The 24,491-nt window shown below is 44.7% G+C and carries 23 protein-coding genes, 1 riboswitch and 1 other annotated feature; of the genes, 17 read left to right on the top strand and 6 right to left on the bottom strand.

Translation table 11 applies throughout. The features are described from left to right. The first annotated feature begins 3 nt into the window (after positions 1-3). The 4 genes from lolA (at position 4) to AB4133_RS02780 (ending at position 3,958) form a co-directional block, all read left to right on the top strand. The gene (lolA, locus tag AB4133_RS02795; protein WP_017060248.1) at positions 4-600 is read left to right on the top strand and encodes an outer membrane lipoprotein chaperone LolA; all 597 of its coding nucleotides are present in this window, start codon (positions 4-6) and stop codon (positions 598-600) included. A gap of 64 nt (positions 601-664) precedes the next feature. Next, positions 665-2,020, top strand: a complete 1,356-nt coding sequence (locus AB4133_RS02790) for a replication-associated recombination protein A (protein WP_372083369.1) — start codon at positions 665-667, stop codon at positions 2,018-2,020. 142 nt (positions 2,021-2,162) lie between these two features. Next, positions 2,163-3,470 (top strand): serine--tRNA ligase, encoded by a 1,308-nt coding sequence (gene serS, locus AB4133_RS02785; RefSeq protein ID WP_017060250.1) that lies wholly within the window; start codon positions 2,163-2,165, stop codon positions 3,468-3,470. A 221-nt stretch (positions 3,471-3,691) separates the two neighbouring features. Further along, positions 3,692-3,958, top strand: coding sequence for a DksA/TraR family C4-type zinc finger protein (locus tag AB4133_RS02780; RefSeq protein ID WP_171732193.1), 267 nt, complete (start codon positions 3,692-3,694; stop codon positions 3,956-3,958). 124 nt (positions 3,959-4,082) lie between these two features. On the opposite strand, the gene bioA is transcribed toward AB4133_RS02780, so the two are convergent. Next, positions 4,083-5,360: an adenosylmethionine--8-amino-7-oxononanoate transaminase gene (gene bioA, locus AB4133_RS02775; RefSeq protein ID WP_372058558.1), complete on the bottom strand. Its 1,278-nt coding sequence runs from the start codon at positions 5,358-5,360 to the stop codon at positions 4,083-4,085. Positions 5,361-5,519: 159 nt separating this feature from the next. Here bioA and bioB point away from each other — a divergent pair, with 159 nt between their 5' ends. Genes bioB through bioD form a run of 4 tightly spaced genes read left to right on the top strand, consistent with a single transcriptional unit; the run spans position 5,520 to position 9,254 of the window. Further along, a complete protein-coding gene (bioB, locus tag AB4133_RS02770; RefSeq protein ID WP_372223909.1) occupies positions 5,520-6,572 on the top strand; it encodes a biotin synthase BioB in 1,053 nt (350 codons plus the stop codon). Next, positions 6,559-7,770, top strand: a complete 1,212-nt coding sequence (gene bioF / locus AB4133_RS02765; protein WP_372223975.1) for an 8-amino-7-oxononanoate synthase — start codon at positions 6,559-6,561, stop codon at positions 7,768-7,770. Before bioB ends, bioF begins: the two co-directional genes overlap by 14 nt. Then, positions 7,771-8,574, top strand: a complete 804-nt coding sequence (bioC, locus tag AB4133_RS02760) for a malonyl-ACP O-methyltransferase BioC (RefSeq protein WP_017060254.1) — start codon at positions 7,771-7,773, stop codon at positions 8,572-8,574. Then, positions 8,571-9,254, top strand: a complete 684-nt coding sequence (bioD, locus tag AB4133_RS02755) for a dethiobiotin synthase (RefSeq protein ID WP_017060255.1) — start codon at positions 8,571-8,573, stop codon at positions 9,252-9,254. Before bioC ends, bioD begins: the two co-directional genes overlap by 4 nt. Positions 9,255-9,368: 114 nt before the next feature. On the opposite strand, the gene AB4133_RS02750 is transcribed toward bioD, so the two are convergent. Beyond that, on the bottom strand, positions 9,369-9,536 hold the full coding sequence (locus AB4133_RS02750) for a hypothetical protein (RefSeq protein ID WP_017060256.1): 168 nt from the start codon (positions 9,534-9,536) through the stop codon (positions 9,369-9,371). Positions 9,537-9,812: 276 nt separating this feature from the next. Between AB4133_RS02750 and htpX the strand changes: the two genes are divergently transcribed. Beyond that, a complete protein-coding gene (htpX, locus tag AB4133_RS02745; RefSeq protein WP_029235495.1) occupies positions 9,813-10,676 on the top strand; it encodes a protease HtpX in 864 nt (287 codons plus the stop codon). Between the two features lie 293 nt (positions 10,677-10,969). Here htpX and purB read toward each other — a convergent pair whose 3' ends face one another. The 3 genes from purB to mnmA form a co-directional block, all read right to left on the bottom strand. After that, positions 10,970-12,340 carry an adenylosuccinate lyase gene (gene purB, locus AB4133_RS02740; RefSeq protein WP_372223908.1) on the bottom strand — a complete coding sequence of 457 codons (1,371 nt, stop codon included), beginning with the start codon at positions 12,338-12,340 and terminating at the stop codon, positions 10,970-10,972. Positions 12,341-12,483: 143 nt separating this feature from the next. Continuing rightward, complete coding sequence (gene hflD, locus AB4133_RS02735; RefSeq protein ID WP_017060259.1) at positions 12,484-13,101, bottom strand: high frequency lysogenization protein HflD; 618 nt, start codon at positions 13,099-13,101, stop codon at positions 12,484-12,486. 43 nt (positions 13,102-13,144) lie between these two features. Beyond that, positions 13,145-14,281, bottom strand: coding sequence for a tRNA 2-thiouridine(34) synthase MnmA (gene mnmA, locus AB4133_RS02730; RefSeq protein WP_017060260.1), 1,137 nt, complete (start codon positions 14,279-14,281; stop codon positions 13,145-13,147). Positions 14,282-14,485: 204 nt separating this feature from the next. Here mnmA and AB4133_RS02725 point away from each other — a divergent pair, with 204 nt between their 5' ends. Beyond that, a complete protein-coding gene (locus tag AB4133_RS02725) occupies positions 14,486-14,755 on the top strand; it encodes a hypothetical protein (RefSeq protein ID WP_010439986.1) in 270 nt (89 codons plus the stop codon). A 102-nt stretch (positions 14,756-14,857) separates the two neighbouring features. Beyond that, on the top strand, positions 14,858-16,162 hold the full coding sequence (locus tag AB4133_RS02720) for an inosine/guanosine kinase (RefSeq protein ID WP_017060261.1): 1,305 nt from the start codon (positions 14,858-14,860) through the stop codon (positions 16,160-16,162). A 194-nt stretch (positions 16,163-16,356) separates the two neighbouring features. Here AB4133_RS02720 and AB4133_RS02715 read toward each other — a convergent pair whose 3' ends face one another. Next, complete coding sequence (locus AB4133_RS02715; protein ID WP_017060262.1) at positions 16,357-16,767, bottom strand: H-NS family nucleoid-associated regulatory protein; 411 nt, start codon at positions 16,765-16,767, stop codon at positions 16,357-16,359. A 364-nt stretch (positions 16,768-17,131) separates the two neighbouring features. Further along, positions 17,132-17,309: riboswitch (Lysine riboswitch) on the top strand. Between the two features lie 112 nt (positions 17,310-17,421). On the opposite strand from AB4133_RS02715, the gene AB4133_RS02710 reads away from it, so the two are divergent. The 6 genes from AB4133_RS02710 (at position 17,422) to hisH (ending at position 24,483) form a co-directional block, all read left to right on the top strand. Then, complete coding sequence (locus AB4133_RS02710) at positions 17,422-19,014, top strand: Na+/H+ antiporter NhaC family protein (RefSeq protein WP_017060263.1); 1,593 nt, start codon at positions 17,422-17,424, stop codon at positions 19,012-19,014. 190 nt (positions 19,015-19,204) lie between these two features. Further along, positions 19,205-19,340 (top strand) — a sequence feature (His leader region). 53 nt (positions 19,341-19,393) lie between these two features. Continuing rightward, positions 19,394-20,290, top strand: a complete 897-nt coding sequence (gene hisG / locus AB4133_RS02705; RefSeq protein ID WP_017060264.1) for an ATP phosphoribosyltransferase — start codon at positions 19,394-19,396, stop codon at positions 20,288-20,290. After that, entirely contained in the window at positions 20,290-21,591 is a 1,302-nt protein-coding gene (gene hisD / locus AB4133_RS02700; protein WP_372223907.1) for a histidinol dehydrogenase, read from the top strand. The genes hisG and hisD overlap by 1 nt, the downstream gene beginning before the upstream one ends. 9 nt (positions 21,592-21,600) lie before the next feature. Continuing rightward, complete coding sequence (hisC, locus tag AB4133_RS02695) at positions 21,601-22,641, top strand: histidinol-phosphate transaminase (protein ID WP_017060266.1); 1,041 nt, start codon at positions 21,601-21,603, stop codon at positions 22,639-22,641. A 129-nt stretch (positions 22,642-22,770) separates the two neighbouring features. Further along, positions 22,771-23,859 carry a bifunctional histidinol-phosphatase/imidazoleglycerol-phosphate dehydratase HisB gene (gene hisB, locus AB4133_RS02690; protein ID WP_017067390.1) on the top strand — a complete coding sequence of 363 codons (1,089 nt, stop codon included), beginning with the start codon at positions 22,771-22,773 and terminating at the stop codon, positions 23,857-23,859. 9 nt (positions 23,860-23,868) lie between these two features. Then, positions 23,869-24,483, top strand: coding sequence for an imidazole glycerol phosphate synthase subunit HisH (gene hisH / locus AB4133_RS02685; RefSeq protein WP_017060268.1), 615 nt, complete (start codon positions 23,869-23,871; stop codon positions 24,481-24,483). Positions 24,484-24,491 lie beyond the last annotated feature (8 nt).

Here is a 24,491-nt window from a genome sequence, read left to right as displayed (position 1 = left end):
TTGATGAAAAAAGTATTCGCACTTTTATTTATGAGCTTCTCAGTGTTTGCTTCTCCGAAAGAAGAGTTGAGTAGCCGCTTGGCATTAAACGCAGGCTTCAGCGCTGACTTTAAACAAGTCGTGACCAGCCCTGATGGTGATGTTGTTATGGAAGGTGAGGGCACGGTAGAGATTGCACGCCCAAGCCTGTTCCGCTGGGAGACCACGTTCCCTGATGAAAACTTGTTGGTATCTGATGGCCAAAGCTTGTGGTACTACAGCCCGTTCATTGAGCAAGTGAGCATTTATTGGCAAGAGCAAGCGACATCACAGACACCTTTTGTCCTGCTTACACGTAACCAAGAAAGTGATTGGGATAACTATAATGTGGCGCAAACGGGTAACCAATTCACGCTAACGCCAACTGCTGTCGATTCTAATCAGGGCGACTTCCAGATTAATATCACCGAAAAGGGCATTGTTCAGGGCTTTAATGTGATTGAACAAGACGGTCAAAAAGGTGAGTTTACCTTTAGCAATGTTGATTTGGGTAAACCTGCAGCAGACCGCTTTACTTTTGTGGCACCGGAAGGTGTCGAGGTCGACGACCAAAGAAACTGATCTAAACAAGCAGATCGTTTGGTAGTACGTCGATAGGCATTAATGCCATCAACGAATCAAGAGATTGCAATTGAGTAATTACAGCTTAGATTTTGCGGGGGACGAAGATTTTCGTCCCCTTGCTGCTCGTATGAGACCGGAAACTGTCGAACAGTACATCGGTCAGCAGCATATATTAGGCCCAGGTAAACCACTTCGCAGAGCGTTGGAAGCGGGCCATATCCACTCGATGATTTTGTGGGGGCCTCCGGGCACCGGTAAAACGACGTTAGCCGAAGTTGCAGCAAACTATGCGAATGCTGAAGTGGAACGCGTATCGGCGGTAACCTCGGGCGTAAAAGACATTCGTATTGCAATTGAAAAAGCGCGCGAGAACAAGCAAGCAGGGCGCAGAACCATCCTGTTTGTGGACGAAGTCCATCGCTTTAACAAAAGTCAGCAAGATGCTTTTCTGCCTCATATCGAAGATGGCACCGTGACCTTTATTGGTGCGACGACAGAAAACCCATCTTTTGAACTGAACAACGCTTTGTTGTCACGTGCGCGTGTCTACAAACTGACGTCCCTGAACACAGATGATATTTCTCTTGTCATTCGCCAAGCGATTGAAGATAAGCAACGTGGGTTCGGTGATGTGCCTGTTGATTTTGCTGATAATGTTTTAGATCGCCTTGCAGAACTGGTTAACGGCGACGCGCGTATGTCGCTTAACTACCTTGAACTGCTGTATGACATGGCAGAAGACAACGATAAAGGCGAGAAAGCGATAACCTTGCAGTTGTTGGCTGAAGTGGCTGGTGAGAAAGTCGCTCGTTTCGATAACAAGGGTGATATTTGGTACGACCTAATCTCCGCGGTTCATAAGTCAATTCGTGGCTCAAACCCTGATGCGGCCTTGTACTGGTCAGCACGAATGATTGCTGCGGGTTGTGATCCTTTGTATATCGTTAGACGCTTGCTGGCGATTGCTTCTGAAGATATCGGTAACGCTGATCCTCGCGCCATGCAGGTAGCGATGTCGGCTTGGGATTGCTTCACGCGCATTGGCCCTGCTGAAGGGGAGCGTGCGATTGCGCAGGCGGTTGTTTATCTCGCATGTGCACCAAAGAGTAACGCCGTTTACACCGCGTGGAAGCAAGCGTTAACAGATGCTCACAATCTTCCTGAATATGAAGTGCCGCATCATTTGCGAAATGCACCGACAACTTTGATGAAGGACATGGGCTACGGGCAAGAATACCGTTATGCTCATGACGAACCAGGAGCCTACGCCGCTGGTGAAAAGTATCTGCCTCCTGAAATGGGAGAGAAGCAATACTATTTCCCAACAAAACGAGGCTTAGAGACCAAAATTGGCGAGAAGCTAGATTATCTGGCGGATTTGGACGCAAAAAGCCCACAAAAACGCTATGAAAAGTAGTCTTTTTTGGATATCGTTACCTAGTCATAAAATTTCAATTAAATCGTTATAAATTGGTCGAAATAACACCAGTTTTAGGGGTTTAGCAGTGATTCAGTAGCAAGCTACTGAATATTCAAATAACTAAAGCATAGGATTAGCAATGCTGGATTCTAAATTACTTCGAGCTGAGCTGGATGAAACAGCGGCAAAATTAGCACGTCGAGGCTTCACCCTTGATGTAGAGACAATTCGTGAACTTGAAGAAAAACGTAAGTCCCTTCAGATGAAAACTGAAGAGCTACAAGCGTTACGTAACTCTCGATCGAAGTCCATTGGTCAAGCGAAAGCAAAAGGCGACCATGAAGAAGCTGAGCGTATCCTTGCAGAAGTAGGCAACTTAGGCGCAGAACTAGACCAAGCTAAAGTAGCATTGGCTGATCTTCAATCTGAGCTAGAAACGATCACAATGTCTATTCCTAACCTACCTGATGCTGAAGTGCCAGATGGTAAAGATGAAGACGATAACGTAGAAGTTTCTCGTTGGGGTCAACCTAAGACTTACGACTTTGAAGTGAAAGATCACGTCGATCTTGGCGAAATGTCTGGCGGTCTTGATTTTGCTAGCGCAGTTAAAATCTCGGGTTCTCGTTTCATCGTGATGAAAGGCAAATTTGCACGTCTACACCGTGCTATTGCTCAGTTCATGCTGGACCTTCACACTGATGAGCACGGCTACACAGAAATGTACGTACCGTATCTAGTGAACCACGATAGCCTTTACGGTACTGGTCAACTTCCTAAGTTCGGCGAAGACTTGTTCCACACAAGCCCGCTAACTGAGCAAGTAAGTGACGTACCTCTTAAGACTCTATCGCTTATCCCTACTGCGGAAGTACCGGTAACGAACATGGTTCGTGACACGATCACTGATGAAGCTGAACTGCCACTTAAGATGACAGCTCACACGCCGTGTTTCCGTTCTGAAGCGGGTTCTTATGGTCGTGACACTCGTGGTCTTATCCGTATGCACCAATTCGATAAAGTTGAATTAGTACAAATCACTAAGCCAGAAGACTCAATGGCAGCGCTTGAAGAGCTAACTGGCCACGCTGAGAAAGTACTTCAACTTCTAGAGCTTCCTTACCGTAAAGTGATTCTATGTACAGGTGACATGGGCTTCGGTTCTGCGAAAACTTACGACTTAGAAGTATGGGTTCCAGCACAAGAGACTTACCGTGAGATTTCTTCTTGTTCAAACATGTGGGATTTCCAAGCGCGTCGTATGCAAGCTCGTTTCCGTCGTAAAGGCGAGAAAAAACCTGAACTTGTACACACACTAAACGGTTCTGGTCTTGCTGTTGGTCGTACTATGGTTGCTATCCTTGAGAACAACCAAGAAGCAGATGGCCGTATTGCTATCCCAGAAGTACTTCAACCATACATGGGCGGCGTAACGCACATCGGTTAATTAGATTGATTAAGCATTAGGTTACTTATAAAACCCAGCCAACAGGCTGGGTTTTTTATTGCCTATAGAATAGTGCAGTGGCGAGAAATAAATAATTTTTGTTACCTATGTGTAATAGTGTTTTATTGATTTTGATAATTATTACAATCCTTAAATGTGGCTATAATATGCTCTTACCGCGGTAGGTATAGATTTTCTCGTTCAAATACTGAGGAGGGCTTATGGCCGTAGGATGGGCAGGTGACGATAGTGTCAGCCAGCAAATACAAAATACCATTGATGATGAGCTCTCTCGTGTAAGAGGAAACCTTCGAGGTGGTGAGGGTTTGCGTTATTGTGATGAGTGTGGTGATGAGATTCCGGAACAAAGACGACGCGCGATCAAAGGCGTTCGTTTGTGTATAGAATGTCAGTCAATATTAGAGCATGACGCACATCGACATTCATTGTTTAACCGTCGAGCAAGTAAAGATAGCCAATTACGTTAAACTGACGGTTACCTTCAAGCAGTTAAGGCCTTACTTTTATGTAAGGCCTTTTAGTTTAATTAAATGATTTATTAATGAAGATATATAGAAATAATCGTCGCTCTTGTTTAGAGCAATAAACGCCTTATTTAAAGCAATGAGTATTTTGTAATGCAGTGTCGATAGCAGCGACCAATTGCTCAATATGTTGTGGTTTGATAATAAACGGAGGCATCATATAAATTAGCTTACCAAACGGACGGATCCAAACGCCTTGCTCTACAAAGTGAGCTTGGATGGTTTCCATATCGACAGGTGTGTGGGTTTCAACGACGCCAATCGCGCCCAACCAGCGAACGTCTTTGACAAGATCATGCTCTCGCAACGGTGGTAGCAACTCAGAGAAAAGCTGTTCGATCTGTTGAGTTTGATTTTTCCAATGACCTTGCTCGATGATGGATAAACTTGCCGCACCGACTGCGCAAGCTAATGGGTTACCCATGAATGTTGGCCCGTGCATAAAGCAGCCCGCTTCACCGCCACATACCGTGTCAGCAACTTCTTTACTCGCCAGCGTCGCTGACAATGTCATATAACCACCAGTTAAAGCCTTGCCTACGCATAAGATGTCCGGTTGAACATCGGCATGCTCACAAGCGAATAGTTTCCCTGTACGGCCAAACCCGGTCGCAATCTCATCCAAGATCAGCAATACGTTGAATTCATCACACAGTAAGCGAACTTGTTTTAGGAACTCAGGGTGGTAGATGCGCATGCCACCAGCCCCTTGAACGATTGGCTCTAAGATCACCGCTGCGACTTCTTGATGGTGTGCTGCCAGCTTTTCTTTAAAACTATCGATGTCACTTGAGTTCCACTCATCCCAAAAGCCTGTTTTTGGTGAATCAGCGAAAATATGTTCCGGTAAAAAGCCTTTGTAGAGGCTGTGCATCGAGTTGTCAGGGTCGGTCACTGACATCGCCGCAAAGGTATCACCGTGGTAGCCATCTCTTAGTGTGAGGAACTTTGAACGAGGTTGTCCTTTAGCGTGCCAATATTGCAGTGCCATTTTTAGGCTAACTTCTACGGCTACTGAACCTGAATCGGCCAAAAATACATGCTCAAGATTACTTGGCGCGAGATTCAAAAGCTTCTTACATAGATCGATAGCGGGCTGGTGGGTGATACCACCAAACATAACGTGTGAAACCTTATCGATTTGACTGTGAGCCGCAGCATTTAGCTCAGGGTGATTGTAGCCGTGGATGGTTGACCACCAAGATGACATACCATCAATAATTCGTTTTCCGCCTTCTAATTCTAGGTGAACACCGTCTGCGTTGGTGACTGGGTAGCAGGTCAGAGGTGTTAACGTTGATGTGTAGGGATGCCAGATATGCTGGCGATCAAAGGCGAGATCCATAGTAACTTCCATTCTTGGTGTGATTAAAAAATAACCAAATGTAAACTTTTGATATTATCAATGTGTTGACAGTCTAAAGCTTGTCGGTAGACTAGCCAAGCATAAATGCAATCTCTATTGATAGAGATGAAACATCAAATAATAAAAAAGGATCGACACGTGGAAGTTCGTCATGACTGGACAGTCGCTGAAGTAACAGCACTGCTTGAAAAACCGTTTATGGATTTAATGTTTGAAGCTCAAGTCGTTCATAGACGGTACCAAGAGCACAACCACGTGCAAGTGAGTACGCTTCTATCGATAAAGACGGGTGCTTGTCCTGAAGATTGTAAGTACTGCCCTCAAAGTGCTCACTACCGAACGGATGTCGACAAAGAACGCTTAATGGAAGTCGAGCGTGTTTTGGATGCGGCGCAAAAAGCCAAGAACGCGGGCTCGACTCGTTTCTGTATGGGCGCGGCGTGGAAAAACCCGAAAGAACGCGATATGCCTCACTTGACTGATATGATCAAAGGTGTGAAAGGTATGGGTCTAGAAACCTGTATGACACTAGGCATGTTAACCCCTGATCAAGCTGGCGAGTTAGCGGAGGCAGGCTTGGATTACTACAACCATAACCTTGATACGTCTCCCGAGTTTTACGGCAGCATCATCACCACTCGTACTTACCAAGATCGTTTAGATACGCTATCTCACGTACGTGATGCCGGTATGAAGATCTGTTCTGGTGGCATTATTGGTATGGGCGAAAGTACCAATGACCGTGCAGGCCTGCTGGTAGAGCTAGCGAACCTTCCGGTACACCCTGAGAGTGTGCCAATCAACATGCTCGTGAAAGTGAAAGGCACACCGATGGAAAACGTCGATGATGTTGAATCTTTTGACTTCATTAAGTTGATTGCGATTGCTCGTATCATGATGCCAATGTCAGCGGTTCGTCTATCTGCAGGTCGCGAGAATATGAATGAACAGATGCAGGCGATGTGCTTCATGGCTGGCGCGAACTCTATCTTCTACGGTTGTAAGCTACTGACTACGCCAAACCCAGATGAAGACACGGACATGCAGCTGTTTAAGAAGTTAGGCATCAACAGCCAACAAGTGGCTCAGAAGCCTGATGAAATTCAAGAAAACGAACTGTTAGATCAAGTAGTGGAGCGCGTTGCTGCTCGTCCAACGAAAGATGACATGTTCTACGATGCCACTGTTTAAATCCCGTATCAAAGATGCCCTTGTTCAACGCCGTGAGCAGGGGCTAACTCGTCAACTTAAAGTGCTCGAAAACAGTAATGGTCCTTTGCTTAATTGCGAAGGTTCTCGCTTTATTAATTTTTCGAGTAATGATTACCTAGGCTTGGCGAACGACCCTGAATTGGTAGAGGCGTGGCAAACGGGGCTTTCCCTTTATGGTGCTGGCAGTGCGGCATCGCCATTGGTCACGGGTTTTAGTCCTGCTCATCGAAATTTAGAAGCTCAACTCTGTGAATGGTTGGGCTTTGAACGTGCCATTCTCTTTAGTTCTGGTTTCAGCGCCAACCAAGCCTTGTTGTTTTCTCTGCTCGAAAAAGACGACTCTCTGCTGCAAGACAAACTTAACCACGCCTCTTTGATGGAAGCGGGGATGCTTTGTCCTGCAACCATGAAACGCTTTAAGCACAACGATACGCAGCATCTAGAGTCTCTATTAAGCCGATCTCTACAATCCTTGGTCGTCACTGAGGGCGTATTCAGCATGGACGGCGATCAAGCGCCTCTCAGCCAGATATCTAACCTGACTCATCAATACGACAGTTGGTTGGCGGTTGATGATGCCCACGGTATCGGCGTATTAGGTGATAAAGGAGCTGGGAGTTGCAGTGCAGCACAAATCTCCCCCGATATTTTGGTGGTGACCTTTGGCAAAGCATTTGGCGTTTCTGGTGCTGCGATTCTTTGTTCGTCAGAAGTGGGTGATTACTTAACTCAGTTTGCTCGTCATCATGTGTACTCGACGGCGATGCCACCTTCACAAGCGGTGGCTTTATCTCATGCCTGTAAGATGACTCAAACTCAAGAGTGGCGCCGAGAAAAGCTGACTGAGTTAGGGTCTCTCTATGCAGAGCAGGTGAGCGGCTTGAAAGGCTTTGTGGATACTCAGACTCCGATTAAGCCATTTGTGATAGGTGAAGCACAAGCGGCATTATCAATAGCTGAAGAGTTAAAGCAAAACCAAGTTTGGGTGACCGCAATAAGGCCGCCAGCCATACCTGCTGGAACTGCTCGATTACGAATCACGTTAACAGCTAACCATAGCCCAAAACAGATTCTCCAGTTAACCAGGTCGTTGCATCAAGCCATTGAACGAAACATCGACTTAAGCACTGAACCGGGTATCCATCCAAGCTTTGAATCAAATAAAGAGGCTCAGTAAATGTCACAAGAAGCAGTAGTGCATAATTACGTTGGTCAAGATAAGAGTGCGATTGCCGAAGCCTTTGGTAAAGCGGCAACAACCTATGACAAACACGCTGAATTTCAACGCGATGTTGGCCACCGATTACTGGATAAATTACCCAGCGATCTGTCAGGCTTTAAGGTGCTGGATCTAGGTTGTGGTACTGGCTATTTCTCCGAGCAACTTGTAAAACGAGGCGCCGAAGTGGTTTGCGCTGATCTTTCTGTTGGAATGCTAGCAACAGCAGAGAAGCGGTGTGGTGCATCTGTATCTTTATATCAACAAGCCGATGCCGAACAATTGCCGTTTGAAGATGGGTGCTTTGACATCGTTTTCTCTAGCCTTGCGTTGCAATGGTGTGACGATTTGTCGTCGCCTTTGAGAGAGATGAAGCGTGTTACAGCGGCTGGTGGGCGTGTTATTTTCTCAACTTTGCTTGATGGGTCGCTGTTTGAACTGAAAAAGTCGTGGTCCAAAATTGACGCACATCAACACGTTAACCATTTTATTACAATCAATAAGGTAAAAATTGCGTTAGCGCAATCTAGCTGTACCGTTCATCAACTAGACTTGCCCACCATCACCGTTTGGTACGACACTGCGTTTGAACTGATGCGCGACCTTAAAGGTATCGGCGCTAATCACGTAAGTGGTCGCTCACAAGGTTTAACAAGTCGTCGCATGTTGCAGCTTGTTGATCGGGAATATCGAGAGTTTAAGAACCATCAAGGTTTCTTACCAGCAACATATCAAGTTTGTTTAGGGGTTATTCAATTATGATTGATGCATTATTCATTGCAGGTACGGATACCGAAGTGGGAAAAACTGTGGTTTCAAAAGCGATTCTTCAAGCTTTGGCCGCACAAGATTTATCAACAATTGGTTACAAGCCAGTTGCTGCAGGGAGTGAAAAATCCCCTGAAGGACTACGTAATAGTGATGCACTGCATCTTCAAGAAGCGGCGACGCAAGATATTGCTTACGAAGACGTCAATCCATACGCGTTGTTGCTACCATCATCGCCTCACATCGCTGCTAAGCATGATGGTGTTGTAATTGATGAGGCGGTATTATCAGCGAAGCTAGAAGAGCATAAGAAAAACTCTGACATCGTGTTAGTTGAAGGTGCTGGTGGTTGGCGAGTCCCGGTTTCAGACGATGAATATCTTTCTAGCTGGGTTAAAAAAGAGCAACTGCCAGTGGTACTGACTGTGGGTATTAAACTTGGTTGTTTGAGCCACGCTCTATTAACGGCAGAAGCGATTCGTGCTGATGGCCTAAACCTAGTAGGTTGGGTCGCAAACCGTATCAATCCAGGTACTGAGCACTACGCAGATATTATTGCGATGCTTGAAGATAAGTTAGGTGCACCTAAGTTAGGTGAAATCCCTTACGTCCCAAAAGCGAAGTCTAAAAACATTGGTAAGTACATTGATGTGCAGCCTTTGCTTGCGCTTTAATTACCACGTTATGTACTAAATAAGAAAAGGGCTGCGATTGCAGCCCTTTTGCTATTTTAAGCCTTTAGACCTTGAGTTGATAAACAACCGGTCTTTTAATAAACAAGCTTAGAACTAATGTTCTTTAGTCAGTCCCATTAAAGCTTGCTGAGTTTCTGTGATTTTTGTCTGTGCCGTTTGCGGTGTTAGGATTCCAACCTGCTTTTTCGCTTCTTCTTCAGTAATCCCTAGGTGACAGCACAGTAAATCGATAGCCATTTGAGTGTTAGTACCTTCAACCATGATCCTTTCCTTTTTGTACATGGACTAGCCAATAAATCATCTGAAGTCACTGTAAACGGATTGTTATATCGACACCATACGACTTAGGTCTAATAGAGTGGATTTAATTCGGATATGGTCTCGTAATCAAATGTTGCAATTTAATGCTTAACCTTGTTTTCTTAATCTAAGACTATATGTATAAGTAAGTATAAGTCTTCAAGGTTGAAACTATTGCTGTCTGCCTTGTCTATAACAATAAGTTTTATAAAAACAGCTTTCATGCGGAGATAAGTAATGAAGCGAGTAATGTTGTTCCTTGCAACTAACCTAGCGGTTGTATTGGTACTAAGTGTTGTTCTTAATGTTGTATACGCAGTTACAGGTATGCAACCCGGTAGCCTCTCAGGTTTATTGGTGATGGCTGCGGTATTTGGTTTTGGCGGCTCATTCATTTCATTAATGATGTCGAAGAAAATGGCGCTACGCTCGGTAGGCGGCATGGTCATTGAAAGCCCACGTAACGAAACAGAACATTGGTTGATGGAGACGGTAAGCCGTCAATCTCAACAAGTTGGTATTGGTATGCCAACAGTGGCGATCTACGACTCGCCAGACATCAACGCATTCGCGACAGGTGCTAAGCGTGACGATTCATTGGTAGCAGTATCAACAGGCCTGCTGCACAACATGACGCGTGATGAAGCTGAAGCAGTATTAGCGCATGAAGTGAGCCACATCGCGAACGGTGATATGGTGACCATGACGTTAATGCAAGGTGTAGTGAACACGTTCGTTATCTTCCTATCTCGTTTCATCGCCAACATTGTTGCGTCGAATGACAACGAAGAAGAGGGTGGCAGCAACATGATGGTGTACTTCGGTGTGTCTATGGTGTTGGAATTGGTATTTGGTTTCTTAGCAAGCTTCATTACGATGTGGTACAGCCGTCATCGTGAATTCCATGCCGATGCAGGTGCAGCGAACCTAGTAGGTAAAGAGAAGATGATTGCAGCGCTAGAGCGCCTAAAGGTGAGCCATGAGCCACAACTAGAAGGTTCTATGATGGCATTTGGTATCAACGGTAAGAAGTCTCTAACAGAGCTTCTAATGAGCCACCCGCCGCTAGACAAGCGTATTGCTTCTCTACGTAACATGTAATCGCTACGTATTCTTCAGTCGCTAATCGACAAGATACATTTGAAAGGCTTCCTTCGGGAGGTCTTTTTTGATCTTGGCGTTTAAGATAACAAGTGTTGAGACATGAAGTATGAGATATGAGGTGCAGTTGTCGCTAGGTGATTAAATTGAATCAGTAGGAGACGAGTCGATCAATTGGAGAAGGCTTGGTGTTCTTATGTTGACGATTCTTGTGGCGATAGATTTAGTTCCACGCAATAAAAAGGCTTCCACATGGGAAGCCTTAGTCTATTCTGCGATTCGAAATTCGAATATTACAGCTTGTCAGTTAGCTCGATTGCTTGACCGATGTAGTTTGCTGGAGTCATCTCTTTCAGACGAACTTTCTCGTCTGCAGGAATCTCAAGACCATCGATGAATGCACGCATGCCTTCGCCATCTACACGTTTACCACGAGTTAGCTCTTTTAGCTTCTCGTATGGTTTTTCGATGCCGTAACGACGCATTACTGTTTGTACTGGTTCAGCCAATACTTCCCAGTTCTTGTCTAGTTCAGCAAGTAGCGCAGCGCGGTTAACTTCAAGCTTGCTAATACCTTTCAGAGTCGAAGTGTATGCAATGATTGCGTAGCCAACACCCACACCTAGGTTACGAAGAACCGTAGAGTCAGTAAGGTCACGCTGCCAGCGAGAAACTGGAAGTTTTTGTGCAAGGTGGCTGAATACTGCGTTCGCTAGACCAAGGTTGCCTTCAGAGTTTTCGAAGTCAATTGGGTTAACTTTATGCGGCATTGTCGAAGAACCGATTTCGCCAGCAATAGTCTTCTGCTTGAAGTGACCAAGAGCGATGTAGCCCCAAACGTCACGGTCGAAGTCTAGAAGGATAGTGTTGAAACGAGTAATTGCATCGAATAGCTCAGCGATGTAATCGTGAGGTTCGATTTGAGTTGTGTACGGGTTCCAAGTTACGCCAAGAGATTCAGTGATGAACTCTTCGCTAAACTGGTGCCATTCAACTTCTGGGTATGCAGAAAGGTGTGCGTTGTAGTTACCTACAGCACCGTTGATTTTCGCTAGGATCTCAACGTTTTCGATTTGCTTGAATTGACGTTCCATACGGTACGCAACGTTCGCCATCTCTTTACCCATAGTCGAAGGAGAAGCTGGCTGACCGTGTGTACGAGAAAGAAGAGGAATATCACGGTACTCGTTCGCAAGTGCTTTGATAGCATCGATTACGTTACGAATTTCTGGAAGAATCACTGTGTCACGAGCTTCTTTAAGCATAAGCGCGTGAGAGGTGTTGTTGATGTCTTCAGAAGTACATGCAAAGTGAATAAATTCGTTTACAGCGTGAAGTTCAGGAACGCCAGCAACTTTCTCTTTCAAGAAGTACTCAACCGCTTTAACGTCGTGGTTAGTCGTGCGCTCGATCTCTTTGATACGTAGAGCATCTTCTTCGCTGAAGTTAGCGGCTAGTTCATCAAGAAACTGGTTAGCTTCTGCACTGAACGCTGGTACTTCTTTGATTGCATCAGTTGCTGCAAGCTTTTGTAACCAACGAATTTCAACGATAGAGCGGTACTTTAGTAGTCCAAACTCACTAAAGATGCTGCGTAATGCAATAGTCTTACTTCCGTAACGGCCGTCTACTGGTGAAACAGCAGTCAATGCTGACAGTTCCATGGTGTTCTCCTGAATTGAGTTTTCTAAATTTTGAGAGGTTTATACCAGTAACAATCTCAATTGTCACGCACATTGCGCAATCGTTTGCGTGAGAGTTGTGTTGATACAAAAAACAAGCTCGCGACGAGGCGCGAGCTAATAAACTACATTCGAGCTAGTAGGATTTGAGCCTGCTCGATCATCTTCTTACGACCGAAGATAAGGTGGCGACGTTTACCGCCAACTTGACGCCATAACACAGCGCTTCGAATCCCTGATAGAAGCAGTGCGCGAACCTTATGTTGGCTCGATGTCTGCTGAAGTACAGACGGAGTACCAGAAACCTGAATGCGAGGGCCGATAGGGCTGACGACATCAAGGTAGATACTTGCAAGGTTGCTGATCATTTGCTCGTCAAACAGATCAAAGTGTTCAGTTTGGCGCTCTGCAGTTTGAATGCGGTCACCAAGCTGAGACATAGAGTCGTTGCGAGAAGACAGCTTACGCTCAAGCGCCATCAAGCTGATGATGTAACGCGTGATATCGCTACCTGCTGGAGTACTATCGATACCTTTTACTAAGCACTCAAGGCCAAGCTTTAGGTTCGCTTCACGTCCAAATACGCCCACGGTATTCGATGGGTTGGTATTTAAAATGGCACTGAGTGAAGCTTCAAAGGCATCTTTATCACAATGGCCGTCTTTCGCTACTTGTTGAACCAAAGCCACAGCTTGGCAAATTCCGGCGAAAGCAATAGTACGGTCATAAAGTGTATTAGCCACGTAGTAACTCCTAGTTGTCTTCTATCGTTTGTCGTTTGATTGATTAGATGCGCTTTTCGATGATACCACCACCAAGACATACTTCGCCTTGGTAGAACACTGCAGATTGACCTGGGGTCACTGCGATTTGTGGCTCATCAAAAATAACCTTAATGTTCTCATCATCAATTGGGATGATTGTACAAGGAATATCTGTTTGACGGTAACGTGTTTTTACCGTGCATGTCATAACTTCAGTAATTGGTGTGCGATTTACCCAATGAAGTTGAGATGCGATCAAGCCTTCTGATTTCAGAAGAGGGTGGTCTTTACCTTGTACTGCGATAAGTACATTACGCTTAAGGTCTTTTTCACCAACAAACCATGGTTCTTCGTTACCGCCACCACCTTTAGTGCCGCCAATATGAAGGCCTTTACGCTGACCTAGCGTGTGGTACATCAAACCTTGGTGTTGACCAATCACTTGGCCTTCAGGTGTTTCGATGTTACCCGGTTGTGCTGGTAGGTATTTGCCTAGGAACTCAGTGAACTTGCGCTCACCGATAAAGCAGATGCCTGTTGAATCTTTCTTCTTAGCTGTGATCAAGTCTTGCTCTTCAGCAATACGTCGCACTTCTGGCTTCTCTAATTCACCGACAGGGAATAGGCTGCGTGCCACTTGATCTGAGCTTAGCGTGTATAGGAAATAACTTTGGTCTTTGTTGCTGTCTAGACCGCGTAGCATTTCTGGTTTTACGCCAGCATCAAGCTCTTCTTGAGTTGGGAAAGTACGACGAACGTAGTGACCCATCGCAATGTAGTCTGCGTCTAGCACTTCATCCGCAAACTCTAAGAATGCTTTAAATTTGATTTCTTTGTTACAAAGAATATCTGGGTTAGGTGTACGACCTGCTTTGTACTCTTCAAGGAAGTATTCGAATACGTTGTCCCAGTATTCTGCAGCAAAGTTGATAGTGTGAAGGTGGATACCTAGTTTGTCACATACCGCTTGAGCATCAGCAAGATCTTCAGCTGCCGTGCAGTATTCTTCGTTATCGTCTTCTTCCCAGTTTTTCATGAAAAGGCCTTCTACCTGATAGCCTTGTTGCTGAAGAAGATACGCCGATACTGACGAATCTACACCGCCGGACATACCGACAATTACTTTCTTTTCGCTGTTTCCAGAGCTGATATCTGACATGTCTAAACACCGTTACTATTACTTGGTCGCAGATTCTAACAGAAAGAGAAACGCCGTGACAGATCCGAGACCGGAATCACAGTTTCATTTGCACAAATAGTGCGCTGACTTTGTTAGAGAATCGCATGAGAGCGAGGTGAGTCGCTAGGATGTCAGAAGTATATGTGGCATAGTCGCTCGAAATCCAAGACCTGAGATAAAAAAATGTCTGAACAAAATGAATTTATGCAAGAAGAAGAGCTGATTGAGATCATCGAGAACCAGCTTGAAGATGGCGAACCAGTGAAAGTGAAAGAGACGTTGATGCGTTTAATGATGACAGGCACTCCACGTGAAGAAGCAATTGCGGCTATGGCATGTGCACTGGCAATTGAAGTATTTGACGTTATGAAAAACGGCGCGGAGTTTAATCAAAAACGTTACGCAGAGCATTTGGGCATGCTGCCTGATTTAAGCTTTATGGAAGGCGAATAAAAAAAACCTTCAGCAAACGTTTGCTATAGTTTGAAAGATTGCCGCGTTAAATATAGCGCGGTAGAATCCGCCACCTATTTCCCCTTGACTTAGACTAGCCCTATGAAATTCCCTGGACAACGTAAATCAAAGCACTACTTTCCGGTTCACGCTCGTGATCCTCTAGTGAGCCAAGCTCAAAGCAGTAAAAGAATGTCACGCACTCATATTATCGGTATTGACCAAACATTGGTGGATATTGAAGCAAAGGTGAGTTCTGAACTTATTGAGAAGTATGGTTTGAGCAAGGGACATTCACTGGTTATTGGCGACGCAGCCGCTGAATCTTTGTATCAAGAATTAAAAGAGCAGTGCCTGATTACCAATGAATACGCTGGTGGCACAATTGGTAACACATTACACAACTATTCAGTGCTAGCGGATGACCGTTCTACACTGTTAGGTGTAATGAGCCAAGATATTAAGATTGGTAGTTACGGTTATCGCTATTTATGTAATACATCAAGCAGAATGGATCTGAACCATTTACAAGGGGTAGATGGCGCAATTGGTCGCTGCTTTGCATTAATTACAGAAGACGGTGAACGTACTTTCGCAATTAGCGAAGGACAAATGAACCAATTAAAACCAGAAAGCATTCCTGAAAAAATCTTCAAAAGTGCTTCTGCTTTAGTTTTAACGGCTTATTTAGTTCGCTGTAAGCCAGGCGACCCGATGCCTGAAGCAACAATGAAAGCGATCGAATACGCGAAGAAATACGATGTGCCAGTCGTTCTTACACTAGGTACTAAGTTCGTTATTCAAGATGATCCAGAATTCTGGAAAGATTTCCTTGAGCAACACGTAACGGTTGTTGCAATGAATGAAGACGAAGCTGAAGCGTTAACGGGTGAAAGCGATCCACTGGCTGCATCAGATAAAGCGCTAGACTGGGTAGACCTTGTTCTATGTACTGCGGGACCTGTTGGCCTATTTATGGCTGGTTATACAGAAGATGCAGCTAAGCGTGAAACGTCACTGCCTTTACTTCCAGGTTCAATTGCGGAATTCAACCGTTTTGAATTTAGCCGTCCTGCGCATAAAGATTTATGTGAAAACCCAACTAAAGTGTATTCGCACATTGCGCCATACATGGGTGGACCAGAAAAGATCAAAAATACCAATGGTGCAGGTGATGCTGCGTTATCAGCTTTATTACATGATATGGCTGCTAATAAGTACCACAAAGAAAACGTGCCAAACTCAAGTAAACACCAACATTCATTCTTGACGTACTCTTCGTTCTCACAAGTTTGTAAATATTCTAACCGTGCTAGCTATGAAGTGTTGGTTCAACACTCTCCACGTTTATCTCGTGGCCTTCCTGAAAGAGAAGATAGCCTAGAAGAAGCGTACTGGGAAAGATAAGTTACTTTCTTTAATCAGTAGTACTATCAGTATCAGTTGGTTTCTAATACTGATAGTACAAATATAAAAAAGGCTCCGAAAGGAGCCTTTTTTGTTTCTGAATATATTGAAGTCGTAAATAATACTTTGGTCGACTTAAATATTAATTCTATCGCTTAGCGTGTAATTGATTACTCACTAAGTAAACTAAATGTTTAGATAGCAAACTCTTCTAGAGATTTACCAGCATCTAGCTGTTCTTGGATAGCTGAAGGCGTACGGCCTTGACCTGTCCAAGTCTTCTCGTCGCCGTTTGCGTCTACGTATTTGTATTTCGCTGGGCGAGGAGCGCGTTTAGCTTTTGTTGTTTTAGATTTTGCTTCACCAGAAAGTGCAGCAATAAGATCGGCAACATCAATTCCATCTTTTGCAATTTGTTCAGCAATAGCAGAAAGCTTAGCTTCTTGCTCTGCTTTAGCAGCACGCTCTTCAGCTTCAGACTCTTGACGCTCTTGTACAACAATAGTCAGCTTGTCTAGCGCTTCTTCAAGTTGCTCAAGAGTTAATTCACGTGAGAACGCACGAAGGCTGCGGATATTTAATAGAGTTTTTGTTAATTCAGACATGATATTTTCCATCAAGGTAAACTAAATAATCTTCCTAATAATAAACAGAGCCTAGGAATAAAACAAATAGTATTTCTTCTATTACATATTTAAATATAAAAGTGAGATGAATAGTTGAAAATTCAGAGCAGTATTTCTATTGAATTTATAATAATTATTAAGAATATCTTAAAAAATGATATGTGACAGGTGGAGTAGTCAACTTATGTAGACTATTCTTCTATTGATTAGTTCATTAACAAAAAGCTATTTTTCTCGGAATGATATGTTGCATTGTTGCTCTTGGTGAGTACAATTGCGGCTACCTGATGCGAGGTGTTGGTTAATTTGTTGTTAAACTCTGGTTTACACGGTTAATAATGTTATCGCACGTAGAGGTGCAATTATAAAAAGTAACTTCCGTTGGGGTGATGCCAATGAACGGGAATGAAAGGTGTAATTGCCGAAGTAAATTGTATATCTAAGCAATTTGCTGGGGTTGTGCTCAATAGGTACAACACTGCCATAGTCTTAATTTTAAACTATGGAGCGCTACTGTAGGGTTGGGTGAAGTGTTCACTTCCCTTTCGCTTAGTTCAACATGAGCTTGGTCAGCCGTATCAAGTTTGTCTGCAGTAGATCTCTAGCCAAATAAAAAACTGGTTTTTGAAGATCATGAATTTAATAGATTTTGCAACATCACCTTTATCTTTGCTTCCGCCCCTTGTGGCTTTGAGCCTTGCTATTGTTACCCGCCGTGTATTGGTTTCTTTGGGTGTCGGTATCATCATGGGTGCGATTCTACTTGCTGATTACTCAGTAGGTAACGCAGCTAGCTACGTGTTTACTAAAGCATCTGGTGTTTTCATCGAAGATGGTGGCATCAACACTTGGAACATGAGCATCATTGCATTCCTAATTATTCTTGGAATGACAACGGCATTATTAACACTGTCTGGCGGTACTCGCGCATTCGCGGAGTGGGCACAGTCTCGCGTTAAGAGTAAACGTGGTTCAAAACTACTTGCTGCTTTCTTAGGTGTATTCATCTTTGTTGATGACTACTTTAACAGCCTAGCGGTTGGTGCTATCTCTCGTCCTGTAACAGACCGCTTCTATGTATCTCGCGCTAAGCTTGCTTATATCCTAGATTCAACTGCGGCTCCTATGTGTGTGATCATGCCTGCTTCTAGCTGGGGTGCTTACATCATCACGATCATTGGTGGCATCTTAGTGACACACGGTGTGACAGAGTATTCTGCACTGGGTGCTTACGTTCGTCTTATCCCAATGAACTTCTACGCTGTATTCGCACTACTAATGGTGTTCGCAGTAGCATGGTTCGGTCTAGACGTTGGTAAGATGCGTGAGCATGAGATCGAAGCATCTCAAGGCCGTGGCTTTGAAGGTGACAACGATCAAAAGCAAGCTCACGATCTAAACGAAGAGTTAGATATCGAAGAGAGCGAAAACGGTTCAGTTTCTGATCTTGTTATGCCAATCGTATCGCTAATTGTAGCGACAGTGGCTGCAATGCTTTACACAGGCGGCCAAGCGCTGGCTGCTGATGGCCAAGCATTCAACCTTCTAGGCGCATTCGAAAACACGGATGTAGGTAAGTCTCTTGTTTACGGTGGTGTTATTGGCTTACTAGTAGCACTAGCGACAGTATTCAAGCAAAAGCTATCTATGACTGATATCGCAAGAACAATGTGGATCGGTGCTAGCTCTATGTTTGGCGCGATTCTGATTCTTGTGTTTGCATGGACTATCGGTTCTGTTATCGGCGACATGAAAACGGGTTCTTACCTATCGTCTCTAGTAACAGGCAGCATTGATTACCACTGGTTACCGGTTATGTTGTTCCTTCTAGCGGGCGTTATGGCGTTCTCTACAGGTACATCTTGGGGTACGTTCGGTATCATGCTACCAATCGCGGGTGATATGGCTGCAGCATCGGATATCGCACTGATTCTTCCAATGCTAAGTGCGGTTCTAGCGGGTGCAGTATTTGGTGACCACTGTTCTCCAATCTCAGATACGACGATTCTGTCTTCTACTGGTGCTCGTTGTAACCACATCGACCACGTCTCGACTCAGCTTCCATACGCGTTGTCTGTAGCGTTCGTATCGTGCATTGGTTTCATCACTCTAGGTATGACATCTTCAATTGGCATCGCATTTGGCGCAGCGTCTCTAACGTTTGTTGCTGTATGTTTTGCATTGGCTTACTTCTCTCGCTGCAAAATGGCGACGTGCAAAAGCTAAAATTGAAAGTTAATCAGTAAACTATCAGGGAGGCGTTTGCCTCCCTTTTTTGTGCCTGTTAATTTAATTTTAAGTTTCGTGAAAAAAGTTCGAATAAATGGTTGAAAAAGGATGTCAGCTTAGTTAGTGTGGAGACAAGACAGCAAACAACCTAAGAGCTGATAAGTATGCGTAAATTAGTAATGAACATTCATCACCATCATCACCCTATCTAGTCTTTCGGGGAGATTTACGTATACCCGGGAGCAAGATTACTCCCGGAGGTTAAGTCAAAAGAATTTAGATTTAAACCCTCGGGATGATAAAGTCCCCGAGGGTTTTTTAGTTTTAGCGCTTTTAAATAATCAATAAATTCAAATATTTGCACAGGGATACAGCAATGCAGACACAACGCCTAAGAATCGCAATTCAAAAGAAAGGTCGCTTAAGTAAAGAGTGCCAAGACCTACTTAAAAAATGTGGTGTTAAATTTAATATCATGGGTGAGCGCCTAGTGGTTCACTCACTAAATATGCCAATCGACTTGTTGCTCGTTCGTGATGACGACATCCCAGGTCTTATCATGGATGGTGTAGTTGACCTTGGTTTCATCGGTGAAAATGAACTAGAAGAAGTTCGTCTAGATCGTGTTGCTCTTAAAGAGCCTTCAGAGTTCCGCACACTACGTCGTTTAGACTTCGGTGGTTGCCGCCTTTCAATCGCTATTAATAAAGACGAAGAATACAACGGCCCACAAGACTTAGCGGGCAAACGTATTGCGACAACCTACCCACAACTACTTAAAGCCTACATGGACGAGCAGGGTGTTGAGTTCAGCACTTGTATGCTAACAGGTTCGGTTGAAGTCGCGCCTCGCGCTGGCCTTGCAGACGCTATCGCTGATTTAGTTTCTACAGGTGCAACGCTTGAAGCGAACGGCCTAAAAGAAGCAGAAGCTATCTTCCAATCGAAAGCAACACTGATTCAACGTGTTGGCGACTTCGACGCAGACAAGACCGCACTGATTGAAAAACTACTGACTCGTATGCAGGGTGTTCAACAAGCGAAAGAGTCGAAGTACATCATGCTTCACGCGCCAACCTCTCAACTAGAGCAAATCAAAGCACTACTGCCTGGTGCTGAAGATCCAACGGTTCTTCCTCTATCTACAGACAAAGACAAAGTTGCCGTGCACCTAGTAAGTACAGAGAACTTGTTCTGGGAAACAATGGAACAGCTGAAAGAGTTGGGTGCAAGCTCGATTCTAGTATTACCAATCGAAAAAATGATGGGGTAGTGACGATGAGAACCGTTGTTTGGCAATCTTTAAGTGAATCACAGCAAGACTCGGTATTAGAGCGTCCAGCTATTACTGAAGGTGCAAACATCACAGCGACTGTTTCTGATGTTATTGCAAAAGTACGAAATGAAGGCGATGCCGCGCTTAAAAAGCTGACTGCAAAGTTTGATGGTGTAACTCCAGAATCTATCCGAGTCAGTTCGGGTGAGATCGAAGAGGCGTGTGCTCGTCTAACACCAGAGATGAAGCAAGCGTTAGAGCAAGCTTATAGCAACATTGCTAAGTTTCACGAAGCTCAAAAGCCGCAGCCAATTAAGGTTGAGACACAGCCTGGTGTTGTGTGTGAGCAAGTGACGCGCGCGATTAATACTGTTGGCCTTTATATTCCCGGTGGCAGTGCGCCACTACCGTCAACGGTTCTTATGTTAGGTGTTCCTGCTCAAATCGCAGGTTGTCGTAAGGTTGTGCTTTGTTCACCTCCGCCAATCGCTGATGAAATCTTGTATGTCGCTAAGCTTTGTAAGATCGACGAAGTTTACAACGTTGGTGGTGGTCAAGCGGTTGCAGCAATGGCTTACGGTACCGAGAGTGTGGCTAAAGTCGATAAGATCTTCGGCCCAGGTAATGCCTACGTTACGGAAGCAAAGCGCCAAGTGAGTAATGACTTCCGCGGAGCAGCTATTGATATGCCAGCTGGCCCATCTGAAGTGTTAGTGATTGCTGATGAAACGGCTGATGCAGACTTCATTGCAGCGGATTTGTTGAGCCAAGCGGAACACGGGCCTGACTCTCAAGTAGTATTGGTAACTCCATCTCCAGTGGTTGCAGACCAAGTAACAGAAGCGGTTCAAAAGCAACTGAAAGAACTGTCTCGTGCGAACATCGCTCAGCAAGCATTGGCTTCAAGCTTAATCATCATTGCTGAATCGATCACTCAAGCGATTGCGATTTCGAATTTCTACGGTCCTGAGCACTTGATCGTTCAAACCAAGAACCCACGTGAATTGCTGCCATTGCTAGATAATGCAGGCTCAATTTTCCTTGGTGACTGGTCTCCAGAATCTGCAGGTGACTACGCATCCGGCACAAACCACGTTCTTCCGACTTACGGTTATACCAAGACGTATTCAAGCCTAGGTTTGGCTGATTTCTCTAAGCGAATGACGGTGCAGGAGCTAACAGCCGATGGGTTGAAAGGCCTAGCGCCAACAGTAGTAACAATGGCGGAAGCCGAAGGTTTGGATGCACACAAACGCGCTGTGACTATCCGAGTTGAAAAGTTAAATAAATCGAAATAAGGGTAGGGCATGGAAAAGTTAGCAAGAAAACAAGTTCAGGCTCTAACACCTTACTTGTCTGCAAGACGCATAGGCGGTACTGGTGATGTATGGCTAAACGCCAACGAATCTCCGTTTGATAACGAGTACAACCTGAACTTGTCTCGTCTTAACCGTTACAGCGAATGTCAGCCAAAAGAGCTGATTGATGCTTACGCTCAATACGCAGGCGTGAAATCAGAGCAAACTCTGACAACGCGTGGTGCTGACGAAGGTATTGAATTACTGATTCGTGCTTTCTGTGAGCCGAACGAAGACGCTATTCTTTACTGCCCACCCACTTACGGTATGTACGCAATCAGTGCAGAGACGATTGGTGTTGAGCGTAAGGTTGTGCCTCTGACTTCTGAATGGCAATTGGATCTTCCAGCTATCGAAGCTCAGCTCGACAACGTAAAAGTGGTGTTTGTTTGTAGCCCAAATAACCCAACCGGTAATTTGGTTGATCGCAAAGACATCATCAAGTTGCTTGAAATGACACAAGACAAAGCGATTGTGGTGATGGATGAAGCGTATATCGATTTTTGTCCAGAAGCGTCAACCGTTGATTTGCTTGAGCAATATCCAAACCTAGCGATTCTGCGCACCTTGTCGAAGGCCTTTGCTTTGGCGGGCTTACGTTGTGGCTTTACGCTAGCGAACAAAGAGCTTATCGATGTACTGTTGAAAGTGATTGCTCCTTATCCAGTGCCAATCCCTGTTGCTGACATTGCCGTTCAAGCACTTTCAGAGCAAGGACTCGCGCGAGCTAAGTTCCAAGTTCTGGATTTAAGTGCTAACCGAGCGTATTTGCAGGCGGGTCTATTAGGTATGCCTCAAGTGACGGTTTTTGATGGCTGGGGTAACTACTTACTGGTGAAATTCCCGAACGGCGATGAGTTATTTAAAGCGGCTTGGGATACGGGCATTATTTTGCGTAATTCACCTATTGAAGACTGTGTTCGTATTAGTATTGGTAACCGCGAAGAGTGCGAAAAGACACTTGGATTCATTCGTAACTTTTATCAGTAATGAAAGGCTTACCAGTAATAACATTTGCCAGTTTGAGTTGATTAATTGGGCTGGCAAGTGAAACCAATATTTTGGGTTAGCGTTTGATTTTAGCTAGGCCACCAGATTTAAAATTAAAAGGAAGTTCAAGTGAGTAAACAACAGAAAATACTTTTTATAGACCGTGACGGCACCTTAATTGTTGAGCCGCCAGTTGACTTTCAAGTAGACCGTTTAGACAAGCTAAAATTCGAACCGCGAGTAATTCCTAGCCTGCTTGCTTTGCAAGATGCTGGTTACCGTCTAGTGATGGTGACTAACCAAGATGGTTTAGGTACCGATAGCTACCCACAAGAAGATTTCGATGCACCACACAATATGATGATGGAGTTCTTCGAATCTCAAGGCGTTAAGTTTGACGACGTGCTTATTTGCCCTCACTTTGACGAAGACAACTGCTCTTGCCGTAAGCCTAAACTGGGTATGGTTAAAGAGTACCTACAAGGCGGTAAAGTCGATTTCCAACACTCTGTTGTGATTGGCGACCGAATGACGGATCTTCAACTGGCAGAGAACATGGCAATCCGCGGTATTCAATATAGCCCGGATGCGGAAACTGAAGGCACGCTTAACTGGCCACAAATCGTTAAAGATCTGACGGTTAATGCGCGTATTGCTGAAGTAGTTCGTACCACTAAAGAAACAGATATCAAGGTTGCAGTAAACCTTGATGAAACCGGTGGCAACAAGATCGATACCGGCATGGGTTTCTTCGACCACATGCTTGATCAAATCGCGACACACGGTGGTTTCCAAATGAACCTGACTGTGAAAGGCGATCTGCACATCGATGATCACCACACAGTCGAAGATACCGCTCTTGCTTTAGGCCAAGCATTGAAAGATGCACTAGGCGACAAACGTGGTATTGGCCGTTTTGGTTTCAGCCTACCAATGGATGAGTGTTTGGCTCAGTGTGCGTTAGACCTTTCTGGTCGTCCATACCTGAAGTTCGATGCTAAGTTCAGCCGTGAGCAAGTGGGTGATCTTTCAACCGAGATGGTGGTTCACTTCTTCCGTTCTCTAACTGATACATTGGCTTGTACGCTACACCTTTCTTCTGATGGCAATAATGATCACCACATCATTGAGAGCCTGTTCAAAGCGTTTGGCCGTACTCTTCGCCAAGCAATCAAAGTTGAAGGTAACGAGTTACCAAGCAGCAAAGGCGTTCTGTAAGGGTTCGGTATGAAAGAGCAAAAAGTCGTTATTATTGATACTGGTTGTGCCAACGTTTCATCGGTGAAGTTTGCGATTGAACGTCTGGGCTACGCAGTTGAAATTTCAAAAGAACCAGAAGTTGTTCTTGCTGCCGACAAGCTATTCCTACCCGGTGTAGGTACAGCAAGTGAGGCAATGAAGAACCTGCAAGAGCGTGACCTTGTTACCCTTGTCAAGCAAGTTGAGAAGCCTCTGCTGGGTATCTGTTTAGGTATGCAGCTGTTAGGCAAACTGTCTCAAGAGAAAGGTCAAAAGGCTGATGAGTTAGTTGAATGCCTAGGTTTGTGTGATGGCGAAGTTCGTTTACTTGAAACGGGCGACTTACCATTACCACACATGGGTTGGAACACAGTAACAGCAACGCCTAATCACCCGCTATTTAAAGACATTGAAGAAGGCGAATACTTCTACTTTGTTCATAGCTTCGCAATGCCAGTGGGCGACTACACAATCGCACAATGTGATTACGGTAATCCGTTCACTGCGGCGGTTCAAAGTGGCAATTATTATGGTGTTCAGTTCCACCCAGAGCGATCTTCGAAAGCTGGCTCTAAGCTGATTCAGAACTTCTTGGAATTGTAATAAGGATT

The sequence above is a fragment of the Vibrio sp. 10N.286.52.F8 genome (assembly GCF_041468745.1).
In the GTDB taxonomy this organism is placed as follows: domain Bacteria; phylum Pseudomonadota; class Gammaproteobacteria; order Enterobacterales; family Vibrionaceae; genus Vibrio; species Vibrio crassostreae_C.
The sequence above is the reverse complement of the archived record's forward strand: the minus strand, read 5'-3'. Positions and strand labels throughout refer to the sequence as shown.

What these genes read in the sequence shown, in the direction of transcription:
- lolA (WP_017060248.1), top strand. Translation starts at nt 4, where the DNA reads ATGAAAAAAGTATTCGCACTTTTATTTATGAGCTTCTCAGTGTTTGCT.
- serS (WP_017060250.1), top strand. Translation starts at nt 2,163, where the DNA reads ATGCTGGATTCTAAATTACTTCGAGCTGAGCTGGATGAAACAGCGGCA.
- AB4133_RS02780 (WP_171732193.1), top strand. Translation starts at nt 3,692, where the DNA reads ATGGCCGTAGGATGGGCAGGTGACGATAGTGTCAGCCAGCAAATACAA.
- bioA (WP_372058558.1), bottom strand. Translation starts at nt 5,360, where the DNA reads ATGGATCTCGCCTTTGATCGCCAGCATATCTGGCATCCCTACACATCA.
- bioF (WP_372223975.1), top strand. Translation starts at nt 6,559, where the DNA reads ATGCCACTGTTTAAATCCCGTATCAAAGATGCCCTTGTTCAACGCCGT.
- bioC (WP_017060254.1), top strand. Translation starts at nt 7,771, where the DNA reads ATGTCACAAGAAGCAGTAGTGCATAATTACGTTGGTCAAGATAAGAGT.
- bioD (WP_017060255.1), top strand. Translation starts at nt 8,571, where the DNA reads ATGATTGATGCATTATTCATTGCAGGTACGGATACCGAAGTGGGAAAA.
- AB4133_RS02750 (WP_017060256.1), bottom strand. Translation starts at nt 9,536, where the DNA reads ATGGTTGAAGGTACTAACACTCAAATGGCTATCGATTTACTGTGCTGT.
- htpX (WP_029235495.1), top strand. Translation starts at nt 9,813, where the DNA reads ATGAAGCGAGTAATGTTGTTCCTTGCAACTAACCTAGCGGTTGTATTG.
- purB (WP_372223908.1), bottom strand. Translation starts at nt 12,340, where the DNA reads ATGGAACTGTCAGCATTGACTGCTGTTTCACCAGTAGACGGCCGTTAC.
- mnmA (WP_017060260.1), bottom strand. Translation starts at nt 14,281, where the DNA reads ATGTCAGATATCAGCTCTGGAAACAGCGAAAAGAAAGTAATTGTCGGT.
- AB4133_RS02725 (WP_010439986.1), top strand. Translation starts at nt 14,486, where the DNA reads ATGTCTGAACAAAATGAATTTATGCAAGAAGAAGAGCTGATTGAGATC.
- AB4133_RS02720 (WP_017060261.1), top strand. Translation starts at nt 14,858, where the DNA reads ATGAAATTCCCTGGACAACGTAAATCAAAGCACTACTTTCCGGTTCAC.
- AB4133_RS02715 (WP_017060262.1), bottom strand. Translation starts at nt 16,767, where the DNA reads ATGTCTGAATTAACAAAAACTCTATTAAATATCCGCAGCCTTCGTGCG.
- AB4133_RS02710 (WP_017060263.1), top strand. Translation starts at nt 17,422, where the DNA reads ATGAATTTAATAGATTTTGCAACATCACCTTTATCTTTGCTTCCGCCC.
- hisG (WP_017060264.1), top strand. Translation starts at nt 19,394, where the DNA reads ATGCAGACACAACGCCTAAGAATCGCAATTCAAAAGAAAGGTCGCTTA.
- hisC (WP_017060266.1), top strand. Translation starts at nt 21,601, where the DNA reads ATGGAAAAGTTAGCAAGAAAACAAGTTCAGGCTCTAACACCTTACTTG.
- hisH (WP_017060268.1), top strand. Translation starts at nt 23,869, where the DNA reads ATGAAAGAGCAAAAAGTCGTTATTATTGATACTGGTTGTGCCAACGTT.